The sequence below is a fragment of the Psychrobacter sp. S4(2024) genome, assembly GCF_036861305.1.
GTDB lineage: Bacteria > Pseudomonadota > Gammaproteobacteria > Pseudomonadales > Moraxellaceae > Psychrobacter > Psychrobacter cryohalolentis.
The window spans coordinates 298,853-322,464 of the sequence record NZ_JAZAQR010000002.1 but is presented as its reverse complement, the minus strand read 5'-3'; the positions used below and the strand labels follow the sequence as shown (position 1 = coordinate 322,464).

Annotated in this window: 17 protein-coding genes; 9 read left to right on the top strand and 8 right to left on the bottom strand. The window is 42.3% G+C overall.

What is annotated here, in order from left to right; translation table 11 throughout:
- Window positions 1-310: 310 nt before the first annotated feature.
- Window positions 311-3,091 carry a preprotein translocase subunit SecA gene (secA, locus tag VLA57_RS06255; protein WP_333954609.1) on the top strand — a complete coding sequence of 927 codons (2,781 nt, stop codon included), beginning with the start codon at window positions 311-313 and terminating at the stop codon, window positions 3,089-3,091.
- A 181-nt stretch (window positions 3,092-3,272) separates the two neighbouring features.
- On the top strand, window positions 3,273-3,797 hold the full coding sequence (locus VLA57_RS06250; protein ID WP_201551636.1) for a hypothetical protein: 525 nt from the start codon (window positions 3,273-3,275) through the stop codon (window positions 3,795-3,797).
- Window positions 3,798-3,891: 94 nt separating this feature from the next.
- Here VLA57_RS06250 and VLA57_RS06245 read toward each other — a convergent pair whose 3' ends face one another.
- The 5 genes from VLA57_RS06245 to VLA57_RS06225 all read right to left on the bottom strand — a co-directional run bounded on the left by VLA57_RS06245 (window position 3,892) and on the right by VLA57_RS06225 (window position 9,626).
- On the bottom strand, window positions 3,892-4,560 hold the full coding sequence (locus VLA57_RS06245; RefSeq protein WP_333954608.1) for a YsnF/AvaK domain-containing protein: 669 nt from the start codon (window positions 4,558-4,560) through the stop codon (window positions 3,892-3,894).
- Window positions 4,561-4,731: 171 nt separating this feature from the next.
- On the bottom strand, window positions 4,732-5,580 hold the full coding sequence (locus VLA57_RS06240; RefSeq protein ID WP_020442634.1) for a DUF2382 domain-containing protein: 849 nt from the start codon (window positions 5,578-5,580) through the stop codon (window positions 4,732-4,734).
- A 387-nt stretch (window positions 5,581-5,967) separates the two neighbouring features.
- Window positions 5,968-7,149 (bottom strand): thiolase family protein, encoded by a 1,182-nt coding sequence (locus VLA57_RS06235; RefSeq protein WP_333954607.1) that lies wholly within the window; start codon window positions 7,147-7,149, stop codon window positions 5,968-5,970.
- A gap of 58 nt (window positions 7,150-7,207) precedes the next feature.
- Window positions 7,208-8,554: a homoserine dehydrogenase gene (locus tag VLA57_RS06230; protein WP_133103823.1), complete on the bottom strand. Its 1,347-nt coding sequence runs from the start codon at window positions 8,552-8,554 to the stop codon at window positions 7,208-7,210.
- A 214-nt stretch (window positions 8,555-8,768) separates the two neighbouring features.
- A complete protein-coding gene (locus VLA57_RS06225; protein WP_011512652.1) occupies window positions 8,769-9,626 on the bottom strand; it encodes a DsbC family protein in 858 nt (285 codons plus the stop codon).
- A gap of 400 nt (window positions 9,627-10,026) precedes the next feature.
- On the opposite strand from VLA57_RS06225, the gene VLA57_RS06220 reads away from it, so the two are divergent.
- Window positions 10,027-10,950: a DUF808 domain-containing protein gene (locus VLA57_RS06220; RefSeq protein WP_333954606.1), complete on the top strand. Its 924-nt coding sequence runs from the start codon at window positions 10,027-10,029 to the stop codon at window positions 10,948-10,950.
- A 124-nt stretch (window positions 10,951-11,074) separates the two neighbouring features.
- Here VLA57_RS06220 and VLA57_RS06215 read toward each other — a convergent pair whose 3' ends face one another.
- Complete coding sequence (locus VLA57_RS06215) at window positions 11,075-15,415, bottom strand: Rne/Rng family ribonuclease (RefSeq protein ID WP_333954605.1); 4,341 nt, start codon at window positions 15,413-15,415, stop codon at window positions 11,075-11,077.
- 1,205 nt (window positions 15,416-16,620) lie between these two features.
- Between VLA57_RS06215 and VLA57_RS06210 the strand changes: the two genes are divergently transcribed.
- On the top strand, window positions 16,621-17,637 hold the full coding sequence (locus VLA57_RS06210; protein WP_020442640.1) for an RluA family pseudouridine synthase: 1,017 nt from the start codon (window positions 16,621-16,623) through the stop codon (window positions 17,635-17,637).
- Between the two features lie 135 nt (window positions 17,638-17,772).
- On the top strand, window positions 17,773-18,477 hold the full coding sequence (locus VLA57_RS06205; protein ID WP_020442641.1) for an HAD-IA family hydrolase: 705 nt from the start codon (window positions 17,773-17,775) through the stop codon (window positions 18,475-18,477).
- Between the two features lie 108 nt (window positions 18,478-18,585).
- On the opposite strand, the gene yihA is transcribed toward VLA57_RS06205, so the two are convergent.
- The gene (yihA, locus tag VLA57_RS06200; RefSeq protein ID WP_333954604.1) at window positions 18,586-19,371 is read right to left on the bottom strand and encodes a ribosome biogenesis GTP-binding protein YihA/YsxC; all 786 of its coding nucleotides are present in this window, start codon (window positions 19,369-19,371) and stop codon (window positions 18,586-18,588) included.
- Window positions 19,372-19,782: 411 nt separating this feature from the next.
- Between yihA and VLA57_RS06195 the strand changes: the two genes are divergently transcribed.
- The 4 genes from VLA57_RS06195 to VLA57_RS06180 all read left to right on the top strand — a co-directional run bounded on the left by VLA57_RS06195 (window position 19,783) and on the right by VLA57_RS06180 (window position 22,905).
- Window positions 19,783-20,118 (top strand): c-type cytochrome, encoded by a 336-nt coding sequence (locus tag VLA57_RS06195; protein ID WP_011512658.1) that lies wholly within the window; start codon window positions 19,783-19,785, stop codon window positions 20,116-20,118.
- A gap of 335 nt (window positions 20,119-20,453) precedes the next feature.
- Entirely contained in the window at window positions 20,454-21,122 is a 669-nt protein-coding gene (locus VLA57_RS06190) for a c-type cytochrome (RefSeq protein ID WP_011512659.1), read from the top strand.
- Between the two features lie 248 nt (window positions 21,123-21,370).
- Window positions 21,371-22,513: a hypothetical protein gene (locus VLA57_RS06185; protein ID WP_333954603.1), complete on the top strand. Its 1,143-nt coding sequence runs from the start codon at window positions 21,371-21,373 to the stop codon at window positions 22,511-22,513.
- Window positions 22,501-22,905: an RnfH family protein gene (locus tag VLA57_RS06180; RefSeq protein WP_333954602.1), complete on the top strand. Its 405-nt coding sequence runs from the start codon at window positions 22,501-22,503 to the stop codon at window positions 22,903-22,905. Before VLA57_RS06185 ends, VLA57_RS06180 begins: the two co-directional genes overlap by 13 nt.
- A 25-nt stretch (window positions 22,906-22,930) precedes the next feature.
- Here VLA57_RS06180 and VLA57_RS06175 read toward each other — a convergent pair whose 3' ends face one another.
- Complete coding sequence (locus tag VLA57_RS06175) at window positions 22,931-23,347, bottom strand: outer membrane protein assembly factor BamE (RefSeq protein ID WP_333954600.1); 417 nt, start codon at window positions 23,345-23,347, stop codon at window positions 22,931-22,933.
- Window positions 23,348-23,612 lie beyond the last annotated feature (265 nt).

The following is a 23,612-nucleotide window of genomic DNA, read 5'->3' as shown; positions in this document are numbered from 1 at the left end:
AATAATAATCGGTTCAAAATAAAATAGGTCACCTAGAAAGTGTATTGGTAACAAGCAAAAAAATTGAAAAACATAGGTTTATAAGTGTTATTTTAACACGTCCTATCACCTTTTTACGTCGGCAAATATCTGCTAACTGCCCTTGTATCCATCGCCGTCATAACCATATATAATGACGTCACACTTAATTGGGCGATATTTTATTGGACGGTCTTAAATTGGACAGTAACCAGCCAAATAATTAAAAAAACAGCGAGTAAAGCGTTGTCATACGCACTAATTATCGAATATTTCCATAGGTCAAAAAATTATGTTATCAAAGATTATAGGCAGTGTCGTTGGCACCAAAAATGAGCGTGAACTCAAACGCATGCGCAAAGTGGTCAGCAAAATCAACGCATACGAGGCTGCGATACAAGCCCTGTCTGATGAGCAATTACAACAAAAAACTGAAGAATTTAAAGTAAGACACCAAGGCGGTGAAAGTCTAGATGCATTATTGCCAGAAGCGTTTGCGGTTTGTCGTGAAGCGTCGCTACGGGTTAACGGTATGCGCCACTATGACGTGCAGCTGATCGGTGGTATTACTTTGCACGAAGGCAAAATCGCTGAGATGAAAACTGGTGAGGGTAAAACCTTGATGGGTACCTTGGCCATGTACCTCAATGCCATCAGTGGCAAAGGCGTACATTTGGTGACGGTTAACGATTATTTGGCGGCACGTGATGCGGAATTAAACCGTCCCTTATTTGGCTTTTTGGGCATGACGGTTGGCGTGATTTACTCGCAGCAACCACCACAAGAAAAAGTCAATGCTTATCAAGCGGATATCACTTACGGTACCAATAACGAGTACGGTTTTGATTATTTGCGCGATAACATGGTCTTTAGTTTAAAAGAGAAAAAGCAGCGCCCGCTAAACTTTTGTATTATCGATGAAATTGACTCTATTTTAATCGATGAAGCTCGTACGCCGTTGATTATCTCGGGTCAAGCTGAAGATTCATCACGCATGTATGCGCTGATTAATACCATTATTCCCGTGCTTATTCGCTCAAAAGATGAAGAAGCCAATAAAAATAATGAAGAAGAGGATTTCTGGATTGATGAGAAAAATCGCCAGATTGAGATTAGTGAAAAAGGCTATGAGAAAATTGAGCGCTTCTTAATCCAAGTCGGCGAGCTTGGCGAAAACGAAAGTCTTTACAGCCCAAGCCGTTTGCCATTATTGGCTCACGTACAAGCAGCGATTCGCGCCCATCATGTCTTTGTGAAAAATATCCATTATATTGTCGATGACGGCGAAGTGGTTATCGTTGATGAAAACACTGGTCGTACCATGCCTGGTCGCCGCTGGTCAGAAGGTCTGCATCAAGCCGTTGAAGCCAAAGAAAATGTTGAGATTCAAGCCGAAAATCAAACCCTTGCAACCACCACATTCCAGAATTTTTTCCGTCTGTATGACAAACTGTCTGGTATGACGGGTACCGCTGATACTGAAGCAGCAGAATTTAAATCAACCTATGATTTAGATGTCATTGTGATTCCAACGCATGAACCGATTGCTCGTGTCGATATGGATGACCAAATTTTCTTAACCAAGTTAGGTAAATACAAAGGCATTATCCGCGAGATTCAAGAGATTCAAGCAAAAGGCGCGCCAGTATTGGTTGGTACGGCAACGATTGAAGCCAGTGAAGAATTGTCTTATCTGCTCGATCAAGAAGGCGTTAAGCATAATGTGCTAAACGCTAAGCAGCATGAGCGTGAAGCTGAAATCATTGCTCAGGCAGGTAGCCCAAAATCGGTCACGATTGCTACCAATATGGCAGGTCGTGGTACCGATATTATCCTTGGCGGTAACTGGCAATCGTTTATTGAAGATATTGATGCGGTTAGCCCTGACGAAATGGCGCGTCTAAAAGCCCAATGGCAAATCAAGCATGACCAAGTCGTTGCGGCTGGTGGTTTGCATATTATTGGTTCTGAGCGTCATGAATCACGCCGTATTGATAATCAGTTGCGTGGTCGTGCGGGTCGTCAAGGTGATCCTGGGATGTCACGTTTCTTCTTATCACTTGAAGATGACCTAATGCGTATCTTTGCCGGTGATCGCGTCGTGAATATGATGCGTGCCATGGGGCTAAAAGAAGACGAAGCCATTGAACATAAAATGGTCTCAAAGTCGATTGAAAACGCCCAAGGTAAAGTAGAAAGTCGTGATTTTGATGCGCGTAAAAACCTACTGAAATACGATGATGTGGCCAATGATCAGCGTAAAGTCATCTATGGTCAGCGTGATGATTTGTTGGCAGAGATGGATTTGTTAGAGGCCATTAAAATCATGCATCAAGAAGTCTATAATGCCATGATTAACCAGTTTATTCCGCCAGGCTCTATCGATGATCAGTGGAATATCGATGGGTTAGAGGATGAGCTTGAGAACGAATTTAAGATTGCAATGCCCATTAACGATTGGCTTGATGAAGATCGCCGCCTAGATGAAGAAGGCTTACGAGCCAAGATCATCGAAACAGCATTGGATCGTTATCACAGTCGCCGTGAGCAAATGGGCGAAAAAGATGCGGCTCAGCTTGAGCGTCATTTTATGCTGCAAAGTTTAGATAAGCACTGGAAAGAGCATTTAACCCAGATGGATCAGCTGCGTAAAGGTATTCATCTGCGTGGCTATGCACAGAAAAACCCTGAGCAGGAATATAAGCGTGAATCATTTGAGCTGTTCCAGATGATGCTTGGCGCGATCAAGTCTGAAACAGTACAAGACTTATCACGTGTGCATATCCCAACCAAAGAAGAGCTAGAGGCGTTAGAAACACAGCAACGTGAAAATGCAGCCCATATGCAAATGCAGTTTGAGCATAGTGATATCGATAATATGGATGGCGGTGTGGAAAGAGCAGCAGGGCAAAGCCGCAATGTCGTTGGCGGTGCTACGGGTGCTGGCGTGGCAGGTGCTATGGCGGGCAGTAGCGATGATACAGACCCATATGCTGGTATGAATATCAGCCGTAACGCCCCATGCCCATGTGGTTCAGCACTTAAGTATAAGCAATGTCATGGCAAAATCTAAACCTAGCTAACATTCCTTGATTAAAAAGTCCTTATCGAATAGATAGGGGCTTTTTTATGCACTGATGATTGATGGCTGAATAAAAATATCATCTACATTGTATTGATTACTTACAAATTCAATGTAGGCGCGCATTTGTGGACAGGCTATAGTGTTTAGCATAATTATTTGGGAGAGCATGATGAATGTAGCATTATTAAAACAGTGGCGTCACTCTTTGGTTGTTACGGCATTATTGGCAGGAGCCTTGTCTATAACAGCCTGTCAGCCAAAGCAAGAAACAGAGCCAAGTTTAGAAGAGAGTATCAGTGAAGAGCAGGCTGTGCCTATGTCTGCTGAACCTGCAGAGCCAAGTGATGTAGTCGTAGATGCCCCCGCTAGCGAAGTCGCAGATGATACCGTAGCTACAGTAAATACTGGCGTCAATCAAATAACGTACTTGTGCTCTCCTGAGCTAGAAGTCGAAGCGACTTATAAAGATACGGATAGCCAAGTGGTACTTGCAACTGCTAAAGGTACTGTCACTTTGACAAAAACCAATGAAGCCAGCAATCCTGAAGTATTTGAGGGCGCAACGGCTATCGATGGGACGACAGGCTTTGTACAATGGCGCGTAGCCCATAAAGATCGCGAAACAGGTGTAATGCGTACCGCTGGCACTGACACTACTAACGTCACTACTTATGAATGTAAAAAGACTCAATAATGGCTAGAACGTTGATGGATAATTTAATATAAAAAAAGCAACGTTCGCGTTGCTTTTCTACTTTTGCTTTCCACAAAATTCGAAATTCGACAGCTTATCTCTTATGAGCCGTATTTTGTTCATGTGCCAAAAACCCTTCTTCAGTAACATCGAGTTCCTCATGTTTGAGTTCGACTTCAATGCTGTCAGTATGCGTATGTGTGGTTTTTTCAATGGCTATTTCTTGGATAACATAAGTGTCCTTAGTAATGGTTGCGATTTGACGCGATAAGACAATTTCAATAGGCGCATCGCCAATCTCAACTTGTGTGCCATTGATAGTAACGACGGCTTTACTGTCTAATGAAGGCTCCACATGACGCAATATGTCTTTATCATCATAGTTCCCTGACAATAGATCCTGACTTTCGGCATCCTGATAATCGGTACGTACCGTGATATATTCTTCTACCAGCTCAATAGGTACTTGAATAGTTTTGGTGCGAAAATGCTTGGTGACAGTTACTTTACCAACATCCAAGCGCTCTTTATTGACTACTGGGCGCTCTTCTAATAATTCTAGATAACCACCGTTATTGTTATTAGTATCAGGTAGATTTTCTGAAATACTTTCTTGTTGATTGCTTATTATTGTTTGCTTCTGACTATGATCAGATGATAACAAGTCAGATGAGGTTAAATCATCTTGCGTGCCACTAGCGATATTATTGGTAAAATCAGGATAGTTGGTATTAGGATAGTTATTTTCATTATTAGCATTCATGGTTGTTGTCCTTATTATTGTATATAAAAAAAGACCAGAGACGAGCTCTGGTCTTATCTACTGAGCAAATCACTCAGTGGCTAATGGCTGTCGTATAGTATTGATTTAAATAGTATATAACAATATCACAAATACTATTTAGATTACAAAGGCATACGAATGGCTAGCCTATTACATACCACGAGCGCGGCGTACATCTTCAGCAGTGATATCATCACGGGTAAACAAATTGCCATCACGATCAATCACGTTACCATTATTATCGACATCTAGCTCTTCACGTTGAATAGTATCTACGATAGTCTCAGTATGACGCTCTGTCGTTTTACCAACATTCACTTCTTCTGTGACATAGGTCTCTTTATTGACATGAGCACGCTCAGCTTCTAGCTCAACTTCGATCGTATTATTGCCATCGATATCACCGATACGGCGTTCAGTTGGGCGATTAACGTTGGTGCGTTCAATATTGGCATGCTCTTCTTCCAAGTCAACATTGACGTTACGCTCTTCAGTCACGACATGTTTACCGACTTTTACCAAACCTGCCACAATACGATCTTTATTAACAGTCAGACGTTCTTCTAATAGCTCTAACGTATTTGGTGCATCGTAATTATGATCGGCAATTTCCATACGCTCAGCTTCTGGGATACTGTCAGCGACAAATGCCTGACGGTCTCTTTCATACTGTTCTTTATAGCTATATTGATAATCATGGTCATAGACTTCCATCGCTTCGACCTGCGATTTGGTTAAGCTATCAAAGAATACGTCATCACCAACGATACGTGCTAAACCTGCTGGTACCAATACTTCTTTTGAGCTAAACCAGCCACCTGCATCGACGATTAAGTAACGAATGCGACCAGTCGTATCTTCTACCAATGCGCCTTCGATTTTACCGATTTTTTCTTCATTAACACCAAAAGCAGTCTTGCCAGTTGGGTCATAATAATCATCGCCGATCAGATCACGGTGAGTTGCTTGGATATCTCTTAAACGAATAAGTTGGCTCATTATTATCTTCCTTTTGTATGAATAAATTTCTTTTTATAAAATGGTTTATTGATATTCTTATATGAACTGTTATTAGATAAACGGTTCAATCAATAGTATTTATTATAGCCAGTCGCTATCTCGACTTGTTGTTATCGTAACAGGACGATTTGGCACGAGATATATAAGCAAGGTAGCAAAGTGTGCGCTTGACGTAAGGGTGTGTAATAGGCTGTAAAGAGCATAATCACTATATAACCTTTAAGTTAAGGCTTTCCTACGCTAATACGTTTAAGCAGACGGGTGTTAATATTTTGATATAAAAAAACCGCATTGCTCAAAGCAATGCGGTTTTAGATTCTAATAATAAGCTAAATATTTACAGCATACCGATCATTTTAAAATAGTTTAAGCCAATTCGATTGCTACTGCTACTGCTTCGCCGCCACCGATACATAGTGTAGCAACGCCTTTTTTGCCACCAGTACGCTTTAGAGAGTTAATAAGCGTCACTAGGATACGAGCGCCTGAACAGCCCACTGGATGACCAAGGGCACAAGCACCGCCTTCTATGTTTACTTTAGCATGTTCGATGTTTAGCTCATCCATTGCTGCCATCGTAACCATGGCAAATGCTTCATTGATTTCCCATAAATCGACATCAGCGACTGACCAGCCAGCACTCGCCAATACTTTTTCAATTGCGCCAACAGGGGCAATAGTGAACTCGCTTGGATGACGAGAATTAGAGGCAGTCGCAATGATACGCGCTTGATACTCTAGACCTTCTTCTTTGGCTTGTGACTCTTTCATCAATACAACAGCTGCAGCACCGTCTGAAATAGAGCTGGCGTTTGCTGCGGTGATGGTACCGTCTTTTGCAAAGGCAGGACGCAAAGTAGGGATGCGCTCAGCATTAGCAAGGGCAGGCTGCTCATCGGTATCAACCGTTTGTTCGCCTTTACGAGTTTTGAACGTAACTGGTTCAATCTCATCTTTGAAATGATTGTCTTTGATCGCTGTAAGTGCACGATTTAGCGACTCAATAGCAAAATTATCCATTTGTTCGCGCGTATAGCCTTTTTCATCCGCCATTTCTTGTGCAAATTGACCCATTAGCTTGCCCGTATCGGCATCTTCTAGACCGTCTAAGAACATATGATCTTTGACTTCTTTATGTCCCATGCGATAGCCACCACGCGAACCTGGCATGATATAAGGCGCATTGGTCATCGACTCCATACCGCCAGCAATAGCAACCTTAAAGCTTCCGGCTTTGATACCGTCATGCGCTTGCATAACTGCTTTTAGACCTGAGCCGCACAGCTTATTGATGGTAACCGCACCCGTTGCATCAGACAAGCCAGCTTTGCGCATCGCCTGACGCGCAGGACCTTGACCCAAACCTGCGGTTAAGATACAGCCCATAATAACTTCATCAATATTATCAACATTAACGCCTGAACGCTCAACAGCTGCTTTGATAGCCGCTGCGCCCAAATCTGTGGCGCTTATGTCTGTCAATGCGCCTTGGAAGCCGCCCATTGGGGTGCGAGCGCCGTTTAAGATTACAATTGCATCATGTGACATTGTTATTTCCTTTTTTGAGTATTTTAATCCAACATATTTGATTGATTAAAGCATATTTTTACGCCAGCTCATCTAAGCGTATGCGTACTACTTTATCAGTAATGGTGTCTAACTTCTCGATTTTTTCGATGGCAAGATTCATCTGACTCTCAACCACTGGCAGCGTTAAAATAATCACTGGCACTTGCCCAAGTTTATGCGCCGGTTTTTGTAAAATAGCATCGATATTGATACCGGCATCACTCAAGATACGGGTAATATCTGCCAACACACCAGGGCTATCGTACGCATGGACACGTAGGTAATATCCGGTGATCATTTGCTCAGCACGCAATATTGGCGTATCTGACAATTTTTCAGGGATAAAAGCTAAGTGCGGTACATGATGACCATTGCTGTTTTGTTGGTCAGCATCTTTACATCCTAATACACGCACTAAATCCATCACATCTGCCATCACTGCAGAAGCCGTTGCGCCTGCACCCGCGCCGTCACCGCAATATAACGTCTGACCGAGAGGGTGAGAGTTCACCAGTACGGCATTCTTTACGCCATTAACATTAGCAAGCAGGGCGTTCTGTGGAATCAGTGTTGGGTGTACACGCAGCTCAATACCAGCGCTGTCGTCCCCACTGCCATTTCCTGCACGGCGAACTGCAAAGCCCAAGTGCTTGATACGATAGCCAAGCTCTTCAGCGTAATTGACATCCTGCAAAGTAGTACCGGTAATACCTTCACAGTAGACTTTGTCAAACTGCAATGGAATACCAAAGGCGATAGAGGCAAGTAGCGCCAGCTTGTGCGCCGCATCGATACCTTCAACGTCAAAAGTAGGGTCGGCTTCAGCATAACCAAGTGCTTGCGCCTCGTTCAGTACATCGGCAAAAGGGCGACCTTTATCACGCATCTCTGTCATGATAAAGTTGCCCGTACCATTAATGATACCCGCTAGCCAATCAATTTTATTGGCAGCCAAACCTTCACGCATGACCTTAATAATTGGAATACCACCTGCTACGGCTGCTTCATAGGCGACATGAACATTATGCTGCTCAGCAAAAGCAAAAATCTCATTACCATGCTCAGCCAATAACGCTTTATTGGCGGTCACCACATGCTTGCCATTTTTGATGGCGTGCATAATAACGTCTTTTGCAAGGGTCGTACCGCCAATTAATTCGATAACAATATCGACATTGTCACTGGCAGCGGTTGCCATCAGATCACTGTTTTGCATAATATTGGGATTAATGTCATCACGCTGACGACGAATACCAACTTCGGTAATCACAATGTCGCGTCCGCTACGACGTTTTAGTTCATCTAAATTATCATTGATTAGATTGACCACGCCCGTTCCGACGGTGCCTAAACCAAGTATCGCTAGTTTGATGGATTTGCTCACAGGATCCTCAAGAGATTAAATAGTGGGATAAAAAACGCTGCTATGAAAGATCTTGAAACTACAAGAATCACTAACATAAATAAGCGCTTATATAGAAATTATATGGCTAAGTTTGCCTAGCGCTTTATCCTATCATACCGATAAGCAGTTGTGACGTCTACACAATGTCGCCACCGTCATACATATCACAAATACTTAAAGCATATAACCGTCTTTAGTTAGCGCCAACTGCTTCTGCCAATTGAGCTGCAGGTAGATAGCCGCCTACTTGCTGTCCTGCTTCAGTAAAGATAGCAGGCGTACCTCGCACACCAAGTTTTGCCCCTAATGCCATCTGTTCTTGTACAGGATTGGCACAGCTAGGCGCTTGCACATCGGCGCCAGCTTTCCCTTGATTCATTGCCGCCTTACGATCTTGACTACACCAAATAGCTTCCATTTTTGGCACTGATTCTTGGCTACGTGGCCATGCCAAATAACGTACCTCGATGCCACGTGTATTAATATCATCCATCTCTTCATGCAATTTACGGCAATAACCACAATCTGCATCTGTAAAGGCGTAAACCACAGCTTTAGTCGCGCCCTTTGCTGGATAAATAACCATGTCTTTTTTGTCGACTGCTTTTAACGCTTCTTGGGCAGTACTGGCCAACAACGCGGCACTAATATCTACAGGCGCTTCTGCACCAACCGCGATGATTTGCCCTTGAATAATATGCTTGCCCGTCTTATCCGTAAAAAAAGAAGGCAATCCTTCAGCTGTCACCCAATAAATACCAGTCATATCGGTTGGTACAGCTGAGAGGATAGTCTCTTCAATACCAGAAGCCTTTAAATTGGCTTGCAAAGATTTTACTACTTTAGCATCGCTATCCTTAGAAACCGCAGCAGTACTCGTTTTGGCTTTGCTGCTATTGACAAGATCTGTATTGTTGGTCGCATCTGCTGCATTGTTAGAGCAGCCAGCTGCAACGATAACCAGCAAGGCAGCACTCATAACACGAGTAAGAGGACTGCGAGAAAACGTATCACGGTTGGGATTGGTTTTAGAAAAAGGCGCTAAGAACATAGGATGTTTCCTTTAGGCAGTCATGCCTAATCAAGATTTTGATAGCAAAAGGTAATGAAGATCTTTTGGAATTTTGATCTAACATGATGACTAGATCGATCTATAAGAGGTAATAAATTTTTACAGTTTATTGATAACAAAAGATAACTAATAATCAGCCTCATATTAGCATATTTTTATAAATAACCGCGAAAGCCTGTATAACGGTCTTATTAAATACACAATTTGTAGCTATTCGTTAAGAAAATATAAATAAAATACATTTGTGCTATTTCATATCATTTTATGTCTAGGTAGGCTACTGCTTATAACTGTGTTTTATGACTGACCATATTTTACGACAGAGTCATCTGTTATTTGAAAATTTACTTATTGAAGCAATTTAGCTTAAGGAGCGACTATGGCAGGTGCCAGTTTATTAACCTTACTTGATGATATCAGTGTGATCTTGGATGACGTTTCGGTCATGACCAAAATCGCCGCCAAAAAAACAGCAGGGGTGTTGGGTGATGACTTAGCGCTTAACGCTGAGCAAGTTACAGGCGTCAAAGCAAACCGTGAGCTTCCCGTTGTTTGGGCGGTTGCCAAAGGCTCATTTATTAATAAGCTCATTTTGGTGCCAGCGGCCATACTTATCAGCGCTATTTACCCGCCGTTAATTACGTTTTTATTGATGTGTGGTGGGTTGTTTTTGGTTTATGAAGGTGCTGAAAAAGTCATTCACCGCTTTTGGCCACATGCTTTACCGCATGATGAAGAGCAAGAAGCTCGTCGCAAAGCCAATGCCGATGAAACAGTAGACTTGGTTGCTTTTGAAAAAGAAAAAATCAAAGGAGCAATACGTACCGATTTTATTTTATCAGCAGAAATCATTGTGATTGCATTGGGTGCTACTGCTAGCGCAACTTTACTAGAGCGCAGTTTGGTACTGTCTATTTTAGCGATTAGTATTACCGTTGGTATTTATGGTCTGGTTGCTGGTATTGTCAAGATTGATGATGTTGGTTTACATATGATGGAAAAAGAAGGCGCATTTACCCAAAAGGTCGGTAAGGTTTTATTTGCCGCAGCGCCCAAATTAATGAAATTTCTATCTATCGCTGGTACCTTGGCGATGTTCTTAGTCGGTGGTGGTATCTTAGTGCATGGCATTAATTTCTTATATCATGGTGTTGAGGATATTGCCCATTTGACCGGTATTTTTGAAAGTTTCACTACCGCATTATTGAATGGTGTTATTGGCTTTATTATTGGCGCGATCATCGTTGCACTCTTGACGGTTGTTGGTAAAATACGCAACAAGGATGAATCTGCTGCTCATTAATAGTTTTGGTTATTAATCGACAATATTAAATAAGCTCTTATATTCAATCAAATAGAAAATAAAAAAAGCCCCAAAGTTGCTGACAACTTTGGGGCTTTTGCTTTTTAGACAGGGTAACTTACGATTAGCTCTCTCTATTAGAGTTATCTGAATCATCTGACTCTAGTTTTTCAGCTTGCGTCGGCTTTTTATGGTCAGCTTTTGGCTTACGGGCACGAGCCTTTGGTACTTTAGGCGTTGTTAAGTTGAACATGCCTTTTTGTGGTAGTAATTGCTCTGCCACATTTTCAATCATGTTTTTATAACTGGCTATGGTCGTTTTTGACTTGGCTGCTTGACTGTCGTCTTTCAGAGAAGGCGCTACTATTGATTCAGCATCTTGTACAGTCTCACTTTGCTCGACAGTAATGTTTGCAACCTCAGCAGCGTCGACGTCGGTCATTTTGATTTCAGATACATCATTTTCGACACTTCTGATACTTTCAATATCAGTGCTTTCGATATGAGCTTGCACTGCATCTACTTCTGCTAACGTTTGCTCAGCATCTAATAACTGCTTGCTTTGATCACTGACAGCATCTGCTTGAGCTTGATTGGCCAGAGCATCAGCTTCTACTTCATGCGCATCAATATCGATGCCCGTTTGAACGGGCTCGTTATTTGCCACATCAGTAACCGCCAATACCGCTGATTCTTTATAATCAGGATGCTGACCACGTGGATCGTTGCTAGCACGTTTACTGATAGCACGAGGCTCTACTGATGTTTTACCTTGGGACGCTGCAAACTGACTGACGGCTTTTGTCATTGACTCAAAACGTGCAATGTAGTCCGCTGCTAAAGGCTGATAGCCGTAGTTACTAAAGTCAAAGTCGCTATGAGCAACTGGTTTAATAGCCACTTGCTTGTCAGCGCTGTCTTTAACTAGCGTCTGCTCTAGATGCTTAGCGATAGCAGCATTAAAGCAGCTGATGACACCGTCTGTCGCTAAGCGATTTTCTGCCTCTGCTAAGGTTGCACGGATAAATTCACCAACCGTACCACGAATGGTAGGCGCGCGTTCACTAACTTGCACATCTTGCTCATTTGCGTGAGACGCTTTAGCAAATGATGCTTGCACCTGTTGAAGACGTACGACGCGTGGGTCATTACTGGCTTGACCAAACTTATTTGCCGCAACGTAGCGTTCAGAAAATAAAGAATCACGGCTAAGCTCAAGTACTGCCTGACTGCTACTATCCTCGGCAGCAACTTCGTTAGAATCCACGACCACATTTTCTTCGGCAGTATTTTCAGCAACATGAGCCTTCTGAGTGGTTTCGATTGGCGCTGCCTTTTCTACTTGTACCGCTACCACTTCTTGAGTTGATGCAGTATTCTCGGCTTCACTATCCATGCTAATTTTTGTATTAGCTCGTTCATCTACAGCAGGTTTGTGGCTACTAATTTTATCGCCGCTTTTATCGTCTTCTTTCGAAGTGGGTTGATTCGCTTTGTCGGGATTAGCGCTTTTTTCTACTTGATCGATCTGAGTAGTATTGACGTGTGCAGAGACTTTTTCAGAAGTTTTAGCTTGGACGCTACTTTGTTGTGTGTTATCAGATGCAACGCTACTGGTATCAATCGTTTTAGAAGTTTTTTGAGCTGGTTTGTTATCGACGGACTTTTGCTTATCCGCACGTTGCTCATTATTATTCTCTGAACGCTCATTTTCAGCATCAGTATCACTTTCAATTACTGCTTGCTTGTGAGTCGCTTGGCGTGATGCAGACTTGCTATCATCTAATGACAAATGTACCACTTCTGGTGATTTGAGCTCACTAGTAGCTTCATTCACCTGTAATACTACTTCATTAGGGTCTTGGTTGCGACGCGCATTAGACTGGTTTTTGTTGCTGTTAGCATTTTTAGGGGCTTGCTGATTATTTTGCTTAGAGTCAGCTGCCGTTAAAGTTTCACCGCGCTCAAGCTTGCCACGTGATCCACGTTGACTGTTCGATTTGCGCTTAGTACGAGTTTGCTCTTCTACTACATTATCAGAGCTGTCAGAACGACTGCTGTCGCTGACACTGGTTGCATTAACACTGGTCGGATTAGCGTTGTCTTCATTTGTATTACGATTATTGTCTTGGCGATTATTGCGATTGCGATCGTTATGACGTCTATTATCCTGCTGACGTTTATCTTGATTGTTGGCTTTGTCATCAGTGCTAGCGCTGCTGTCAGTCGTATTGCTAGTGGCGCTATTCTCAGTTTCATCTGCCTGCTCTTTTCTTTGACGTGGCTTAGATGGTCTTGATTTGCGTGGTTTACGTCTTCTTCTTTCTTCAGCGTCGCTGCTATCATCAGTACTACTCTCAGCAGAACGTGTCAGTTGACGATTCTGCTCATTACTACTTTGCTGATTAGTTGCTGGCTGAGGCGTTGCAGTATTTTGACTATTATTATTGTTCGCTAAAGCCGTATTATCCACTTGGCCAAACGAGCCTAGACTTTGTGCTCCGGTATTGACCAATGCTTCAATAGCTTCAGCTGCGTCTCGGCTACTAACACTTGATGTCGTTTGAGCTTGCGGTGCTTGCGCAAATAAATTAGACAACCAAGCAACTGCTTGCGGCTGTGCAGCGGCAATAGCAGTAGGTTGTGGTGCTACTGGCGCTGATGGGGTCACAATGTTTTGAGAGCTCTGAGGGTTTTGAACGCTTGGAGTCTCTTGAGCCTGTGGCGCACGTGCTGATGTCACATTGCTACTATTGTTATTACTGCGATGTTCATTGCTATGACTGGTGCTATTCTGTTGCTGCTGCGTAGGCGTACTTTGCTGGGCATTAGGACGAGCCTGCGCTTGATCGCTGCTATTTTTATCCGCAGCTTGACGAGGCTGTCGAGTTGGCTGCTGCTCAGGGCGCTCTTTTTCAGCCGTTTGCCAGTCAACGTTGTAGCCAAGCTCGCTATGTTCTTGCAGCTGAGTATCGGTGATACGCTCATAGCTTGACGGGGCAAAGCCATCGCGATTAAAGTGAAGTTTAAAGTTTGGCGACTCTAAATGCGCATGCGGCAAGATAGTGATGCGCGTACCACTGTCTTGTTCAAGATAGACCAAACTGTCGCGTTTCTCATTCAACAAAAATGCTGCGATATCAGTCGGTACTTCTGCTTGAACTTCACCTTGACGCTCTTTTAGCGCGATTTGCTCAATCTGACGCATGATAGATAATGACAATGAACGCAGGTCACGAATCATGCCATTACCATGACAGCGTGGGCAGATATAACCGGTTGATTCTTCTAATGACGGACGCAGGCGCTGACGGCTCATTTCCATCAAACCAAACTTGGAAATATCACCAAACTGGACGCGGGCACGGTCATATTTGGTAGCATCAATCAGACGTTTTTCAACTTCTTTTTGATGTTTGTTGTCATTCATATCAATGAAATCGATGACAATCAAACCGCCCATATCGCGCAGGCGCAATTGACGGGCAATCTCATCGGCGGCTTCTAGATTGGTATGGTAAGCGGTTTCAGCAACGTCTGAACCTTTGGTAGACTTAGCAGAGTTGATATCGATAGATACCAATGCTTCTGTCTGATCGATAACAATTGAGCCACCTGATGGTAGGCGAACTTCACGCTGATAGGCGGTTTCAATCTGTTTTTCAATATTAAAGCGCGAAAACATCGGCTCATAATCGGTATATTTGCGTAGTTTTTCAGCCTGTTTTGGCATCACAGCATCGATAAATCCCGCCGCTTCAATATAAGCATTTTCGTTATCAATCCAAATCTCAGAGATGTCATCACGTAGATAGTCACGGACAGCACGCGTAACGACGCCCGCTTCTTGATGCACTAGGCGCGGTGATGGATATTTTTGGTTTTGTTCTTGAATGGCTTGCCAGATATTGAGCAAATGATTTAAATCGTGCTGCAAGTCTTCTTGGGTTTTACCAATACCAGCAGTACGTATGATGACACTCATTCCTTTTGGCAGATCTAAACTGCCAAGCATACGTTTCATATCTTCACGCAATTTGCCTGAGATTTGACGCGAGATGCCACCGCCGCGAGGATTGTTTGGCATTAATACCAGATAACGACCAGCCAATGACACATAAGTTGAGAGGGCAGCGCCTTTATTGCCGCGCTCTTCTTTTTCGACCTGAACGATTAACTCGTCGCCTTCTTTGATCAGTTTTTTGATGTTTTCATCACGTGGATTGCCGCTTAAGTATTCGGCAGAGATTTCACGAATCGGCAAGAAGCCTTGACGCTGTGAGCCATATTCGACAAATACCGCTTCAAGTGATGGCTCGACACGAGTCACATGACCTTTATAGATGTTGGATTTTTTTTGTTCGCGGGTACGGTTTTCAAGATCGAAATCGTACAGATGATTGCCTTTACAGAGAGCAACACGAATTTCTTCGTTTTGGGTGGCGTTGATTAAAATGCGTTTCATAATAGTTTCCTATGAGTACGCATAACAACGACAGGACAGGCTTTAGGGCTAAGTGGCAAGTATTTGCTAATAACAAAATTAGCATGAGCAGATATAAATTAACGAGAGAACGTAAATAAAGCGCGAAAACACTCTTCAAAAGCTTTACTTTCAACCAGTGGCATAACGTCGATGTAGAGAGCATAGGGTGTAAGGCTATTACATATCTATATCTTAATATAATCAGGCTAGTGGTAACGATTAATGTATAAGCAGGGTAGTGATCGTTTATTATCAGTATTTTGAACCATATTGGTGATCAGCACGCTTTGTCATTTTGTCATAGCGGCGCATGGTTACTGATATATAAAGGTATTACTGATACCAAAAAAGCATCGTGCTGGCACAATCAATCAAAGTCTAGCAATAATATTGCTGTCGACTATATAAAACAGTACGATTCAGCAGTTATCCATCTAGGTCAAGCAATTGGTCATTCTTTATTTATCGTTCTTTTGGATATAACGTTAATAATATCTTGGGCGTCTCAAAGCGAGTTCTTGCTGCGTTAGTCATCAGCGGGGCGTACTTGGCAAACAGAATAAATGACCGGCTTATCGGCACGGTGTCTCATGTCTATTCTACTTATCGTCCTCTGTTTGACCACCAATACTCAGGCAGTTATCGAGGTTTACAGGGTAATACTCGATTGCACTCTCAACGACCCATACTTGCTCAACTGCACGCGGCTAAAGGACTGTTAGATAATAAATCATCAAATCAAGTCGTTATCATGCGGGTAGTGAGTAAAGGGTATATGGTTAGTTATCGCTTAATAAAAGGCTAATGCCATATTTATCAAGTCGATACTATCTATTGTCATAATATTCTGTAAGAAATGCTTCATAAGAATAAATAGTTTTTACTAAAATTTTTTTTTACTGATAAATATCAGTCATGTTCTTTCAATTTATTAGGTATTATAAAGTATATCTGTTGCTATAACACCCTTAAAATCAGATGAAGCGCCGAGCTTGCATAGGATGTATGAGTCAGCCGATTGTATTGACAAGTGATTAGCCAGTCATAAAATCGATATTTTCCACCTAAAACAACAATCAATTAGCAATGAATTATTGTCTCAACCTCTGCTTAATTGGCGCTCAACATGTTAAACTATAGCAAATCTTTATGTAATTGCCTAACTAAAAATGACGAACTCAAAAATGACAAACGACGAACCTATCCACGAAGCGCCAGCTATCTTTAATAGTAAAACGCGCCCACAAAGTGCTGACGATGAGATTAGCAACTTCGGCAAGGTCAATTACCTTGAAGTCACGCGTCATCAGCACGACCAGCGCTTGGATAACTTTTTGCTTAATCGCTTAAAAGGTTTGCCAAAACCGCATATCTATAAAATGATTCGCTCAGATGAGATTCGCGTCAATAACAAGCGCTGCAAGGCTCATGACAGAGTGCAGCGTGAAGACGTGGTACGTATTGCGCCAGTGGTACTTGCCACTCGTGAAAAACCTATCATCAGTACCGAATTTGCCAAAAGCTTATTGGCGCGTGTGGTCTATGAGGATGAAGGTTTGATCGTGCTTAATAAACCATCCGGTATTGCGGTTCATGGCGGTAGTGGTCTTGCATTTGGTGTCATTGAAGCCATGCGTGAAGTCACAGGCAAGAAGTATTTAGAGCTGGTGCATCGTATCGATAAAGATACTTCAGGTTTATTAATGATCTCTAAAAAACGCTCTGCACTTAAAGTATTGCAGCAACATCTGGTCGACAAAACCATTCAAAAGCATTATTTATGTATTGCAAAAGGTCAGCCTGCACTTAACGAACAACGTATCGATGCGTCATTGTTGCGTTATACACTGGCAAGCGGTGAGCGCCGCGTTAAGGTAGATACACAAGACCCGCAAACCAAAGAGAGTCAGACTGATATCGTCGTTCATGGTCGTTTTATGATTGCTGAGCAGCCCGTTAGCTTGATTGAAGCCAAGCCGCTCACCGGACGTACCCATCAAATTCGTGTACATTTGGCGCACATTGGTCATGCTATCTTGGGCGATGATAAGTACCATGTACATGATAAATCTGGTGTGCATCGTCTATGCTTACATGCGTGGCGTCTAGATATACCTGGTTATGAGACTATCACTGCGCCTTTACCAGAAGAGATGCTCGACTGGATGCCAGAAGAGATTAAAGCCAATTTGCCTAAATAATCTGATGCTTAAACAAGCTTTGATTAGATGCTATGTTAAGCATCAGATTTAAACGTCACGATAGCTTATGAAACATAAGTCGCCGTGACGTTTTGCTATCTGCCATTTATTATGATTATTCATAAAGGTCTATTTATGAGCCAAACTACTACAATGATTCCTGCTCAGAGTTCTCAGTCAGCCAACCCGCATCATTTAGCCGATAAGACCTTAATCATATTTGATTGGGACGGTACGCTAATGGATTCGATTGGCTTGATTGTTGAGGCTATGCATATAGCAGGTGAGGCACATGGCTTCAAGACAACTGATAAGGCCGTCAAAGATATTATTGGGTTAAGTTTAATGAAGGGCATTGAGCTTTTATATCCGTATTCAAGCGATAAGCAAAAACTGTTAATTCAAAAAAGTTACGCAGATTATTATATTGCTAACAGCCAGCGTACACCGTTCTTTGCGCCGATAGAAAATATGCTACAAACCTTGCAGCGGCAAAATCGTCAGCTTGCAGTTGCGACAGGTAAAAAACGTAAGGGTCTAGATCGTGTTTTAGACGCTTCAGATAGCCATCATTATTTTGTTATGACGCGCTGTGCGGATGAAGCAGGCTCCAAACCTGACCCGCAAATGCTGACGGATATTTTGCAATATACCGAACAGCAAATCTCTGATGCCGTATTTATCGGTGATAGCATTTATGATATTCAAATGGCAAACAGTCTGGGCATGACCAGTATTGCAGTTAATTATGGTACCGCCAGCAGCGACGAGCTTGCCGCACAGCAGCCTACATATCAGGTGGACACGCCACAAGCGTTGGCACAATTATTATGTGCTTAAATATAAATCGGAGTAAATGATAATCTGCTTAAATGGTAAAAAATGATAACAAAAAAAAGGGTTTATCGATAATAACGATAAACCCTTTTTCATTGAAGGATATGAGATTTATTTGCTGTCTTCTTGAGAGCTGTCTTCTTGAGAGCTGTCTTTTTGAAGCGCATCCTGTTCGATTGCGTCTTCTAGCTCATCGCCTTCTAGCAATGCAAAAGAGGACTCGATAATTTTGTCTGCATCCAGCTGATACTCATACCAGTTGCCCATAACGCCTGCTAATTCATCCAGACCTTCTTTTCTTAATGCTGAAAATAGCTGAATACTACAGTTCAGACCCAGTTCTTTCAGTCTTTTACGAGTATTAAGCAACGCATTTTTAGAGGCACCATACTTTAGCTTATCTGCTTTCGTTAACAAAATATGAACGGGCAGCTCACCATCTTTTGCCCAACGTAGCATTTGCTCATCAAAGAACTTCAATGGATGACGGATATCGCTCATCAGAACCAGACCTGCAAGGCTTGAGCGCGATACCAAGTACTCTTCCAGCTCAACCTGCCATTCTTTTTTCATCTCAAGCGGTACAGCGGCATAGCCATAACCTGGCAAATCTACCAATCGTCTATCAGCATCACCAACATTAAAAAAGTTAATCATCTGCGTACGACCAGGCGTTTTAGATGAGCGTGCTAATTGGCGCTGGTTGGTAAGCGCATTAATGGCAGAAGACTTACCAGCGTTTGAGCGACCAGCAAATGCCACCTCTAAGCCTATATCTGCAGGACACAGGTGAAAGGTTGGTGCTGACATCATAAATTCAGTTTGCTGAATACGCTGACGGGCTTTGGTATTAAAAGCCGCATGCTTGGCGGCGACATCGTTGAACGGGGTACTCATAAATGACTCATTACGGTTAAAATTTAGATACTTAAATTTAGATAAAATAGTAAAAGATTTTGCAATTGCTCGGTTAATAGCACAGCATCTTTGGCTACTAATAACCAACTATCAATCTTTCATAAAATAAGGGCATTAAATTACTGACTATTCTATACTATTAATGCGCTTAGTTATTGAAATAACGGTTATTAGCCCCATATTAATTACATCTCTACTGTAATTAATATGGGGCTAATAACTCATTTTTCGATTCCTTATCCAAGCGTATTAACAAAGTTAAACTATATTCATATATATTAATTTGACATATATTGTTACAATCTCTATCAGAATAGGTTTATTCACAGATGTTAAGGCACAGAAGCAATGAAGCAAACGTCTGGACGAATGAGCCAATGGAGGTGTCTTATGTTATCGATGACCATGATTTTTGCCAAAGGCAATCGCTTTTTAGCCAGCAGTGTTAGCGCGCTTATCATTAGTGCAGCCATGATAACTGGTGCAGGGGCGGCTAGTACTGCAACGACTTATAATGAGTCCTGCGCTGCGTGTCACGACAGCGGTGCCTTGAATGCGATTAAAAAAGGTGATAGTGCCAAATGGCAGCAGCTAATAAAACAAAAAGGCATGCCTGCACTTATTAGTTCGGTCAAAAATGGTATGATTCAGATGCCAGCTGGTGGGTTGTGCGAAGATTGTAGCAATGATGACTATCGTAAGCTGATTGAGTATATGAGCAAATAATTAGCTAAATATCTATTAAATCTTTATTTGCTAAGACATATAAATAAGGCGCAAGGGTCTAGAACCTTTTGCGCTTTTTGCCCTTTATAAACCAGAGATTGAGTCAGTGAGGGGGAAAACTACCCAATGCTACGATTAAGTAGGCAAATAGTAAAAAGTCTTGCTATAATAATCCAAAATAAACCCTGATATTAGTAAGTACTTTCGTGCTGCTTGTGATAAAGACGATAGAATATACGGCTTAGCAACTAAATAATGGCTTTGTGAATATAATGCGTCTACATAATGCAATCACTCTAAACAATGCTTACATCGAGTTAGTAGGATTTGTATCAATGAAAAAGTTAATCGCTGCCGCCAGCTTATGTGTTGCAAGTTTCAGCGTACAAGCTGCTATCACTGTTCCTGAATATGATCTTAATGCCGGCAAACAAATTGCAGAAACTGTCTGTGCTGCTTGTCATGGTGTTGATGGTGTGAGCCCTGTGCCTGCCCAGCCAAATCTTGGTGGTCAAAACGTTAAGTATTTATATAAGCAATTGGTCAATTTTAAAGCAGGCTACCGCAAAAACGGTATCATGCAGTCGCAAGTGGCCAATTTATCGCAGCAAGATTTAGCCAACGTTGCAGGTTATTACTCAAGCCAGAAACCTTGGGGTGTGGCGTTCGGTAATCCTGCAACTACGCAAGAAGCGAGCAAGTTATTTTTAGGTGGTGATAAGTCACGCGGTGTCATCGGTTGTGCGGGCTGTCATGGTCCAGACGCAGCAGGTAACGTATGGGCAGCATTTCCACGTTTAGGTGGACAGCATGCTGAATATATTGCCACCCAGTTAAAGCTTTTCCGTGCCGCTGGTCGTGTAGATGATATCGATAGCGACGAGCAAAAGCGTGTCAATGATGCTGCAAAAGAAGGCGAGATGGGCATGATGCAGACCGTTGCTTCTAAACTGTCAGATCGTGATATCCGTATCTTGTCAGATTATGTGAGTGCTATTCACTAATATCAGATAAAGTCGGTGTTCTTCATTGCTATTCTTAAGAAAAGCGCCTTCTACATTGGTTTTAACTGAGTTATTAAACCCCGATTTCGGGGTTTTTTTATAACTGTCAGTCCTTATATAATGGCATATTAGTAGTACTTTACTTTATAAAAATAAATTGCCTATATATCAATTTGACGATTAAAAGCTACTTATGCTTAACTAATATTACTCAATGTTACTCACCTTGAATCGCTTGGATGTAAATTATGATGATTCGCTATGCTTCTTATTTTATTGCAGCGCTGCTACCATTATTGCTTTTTCGCTGGTTTGCACCGGCGTCAATAGGAGAGATTGATTTTTGGCTGTTGTGGCTATTGGCTATGGTGCTGGTCTCGCTACCGGTCATTTATGCTGAGATAGCATTGGCTTATCGTAGTGCTGAGGCACCTTTGGCGGGTATGCAAAAGCTCACTCGAGAGGCAGATGCCAGCGCCTTGTGGCGTGGCTTTGGTTGGCTTGCTGCCCTCGTAGCCATAATCATTGCAGCGCTTGTGATATCAGGTGCTAGCACGGGTATGTTGACTGCACTTACAGACTTAAATAGCACACCTGAAGTGCCAAGCTTTGCGGTTGCCGCAGGCTTGATGGTCATTGCCGCATTGTTAAGCTTGTTGGGTGTGACACCCTTACCGATTGGTTTGGGATTAATGCTTATTGGATTGATATTTGGGGTAGCAAACGGTTTGCCAAATATTACCTTTGCGATGACCAATATCAGCTTAGGAGAATGGGCACGAGCAGTTGCACTAGCACTTGTCAGTGTTGGCGCAGGTACAGGCTTATATTGGTTTGGTCAAAACCGTATCACTAAGCAAGCGGTAACAGCAGTGGGCGTAGATAATCACTATGCTCAAAATCCCTCTCGTGCTCAGGGGTCAAGCGAATATCGAGCAACCAAGCTGGTGCTACCGATTTGGATATTACAATTATTGGTGGGGATGGTGGCTTTATTTATCAGTGGTATGACGCTACCACCAATCGGACAGCTACTGTATTGGGCAGGGGTGGTTTTTGTCGCTAGTTACTTGCTACATTATAGTACGCAGCAGCTCGCGCATAAGTTTGGACTGCTAGTCAGTTTGGTCATAACGGCTGTCATAGCGATAGTGTTGGTCGTTGCCATACCGACTATTTGGCTGGTAGGTATACTGGTTATTATCAGTACGATAGCCGTATTGTTATTGTCAGTTTTTGCAGGATGGCAGATGAAAATCAGTCACTTGCGTAAGTCTTTAAACTTTGGCAATGAAGCTTTTTATAATTTATGGCGTGTGGCGATACGTTTGATTGTGCCAGTAGCACTCTTATTAGCCTTGATAGGTTGGGTGATGCAGTGGTTAAGCTAACAGCTGATGAAGTTCAAGTTAATAAACTGGATAGTGCTCAACAAGACAATGTTCAGCAAGGCACTATTCCACAAGCTATTATGATAACGGTATATTTAGCCTATGCTGAAGATGTACAGAGTCAGCATTATCTAACCTTGTCAGTAGCTGATGGCACAACCTTATATGCAGCATTGAAGCAAGCTGGTTGGTTGATACAGTTTGAAGGACTAGCAAAATGGTGCGATGAGGTGATTGATGTGGCAGTGCCGACAGCCAAACGTTGGCACGTTGGCATCTATGCGCAAAAACAGCCACTTAACTATCAATTGCAGCCTTTTGATCGGATAGAGGTATATAGAAGCTTGAGCGCTGATCCTATGTCTCAGCGCAAAAGTAAATCTCGAGTTTGAGAATTAAAGCTCGCCATCGAAGCGATTATTTAGGTAGAGACTCTAAACCCTGAATGCGAGTCACTATGCCATTATTATTAAAATAAACTTTTAGATGCTGACTGGCGTTTTTAACGTCGGCGATACCTTTACGTTGACCTTCAGTCCCTGCTTGATAGTCATAAATATAGTCCCAACGGTTCGGCTCTAGGGTATCTCTAATGGCTGGGCTACCAAGAAGATAAAGTACCTGATTTTGATTCATACCCACTTGTAATTTTTGTGCTTGGGTTTGAGTAATAGGCGTCCCTTGTGGCAAATCAATCTTATAAACACTCAGTAGCGAGCAGCCAGACATGGTAACAGCGGCGCCCAATATGCTGGTAATGACAATCTTGCGTAATGCGCTTGAAGAATGAAACGGACGTAAGTTTAGGGTCTTTATCATGGTAAGATGACTCATAAAAAATGGGTTAGGTACGGCTAAGCACAGTAGATGCTGGTCTTACCGACAATCTTGGATAAATGATACGTCATTTACTTGCAATTGCCTACCACTTACGACATTATTTACCAAATGTGCGCTGGCATCATTTATTATTAATATTTTAAATTCATATACTTATAATCATATTTTTTAGTAAAAATGTACTGGAAATATATTTGATAGTGACTGATTTTGTATGAGGATGATTTTTTACAATTAACCATTCATCACTACTAATGAT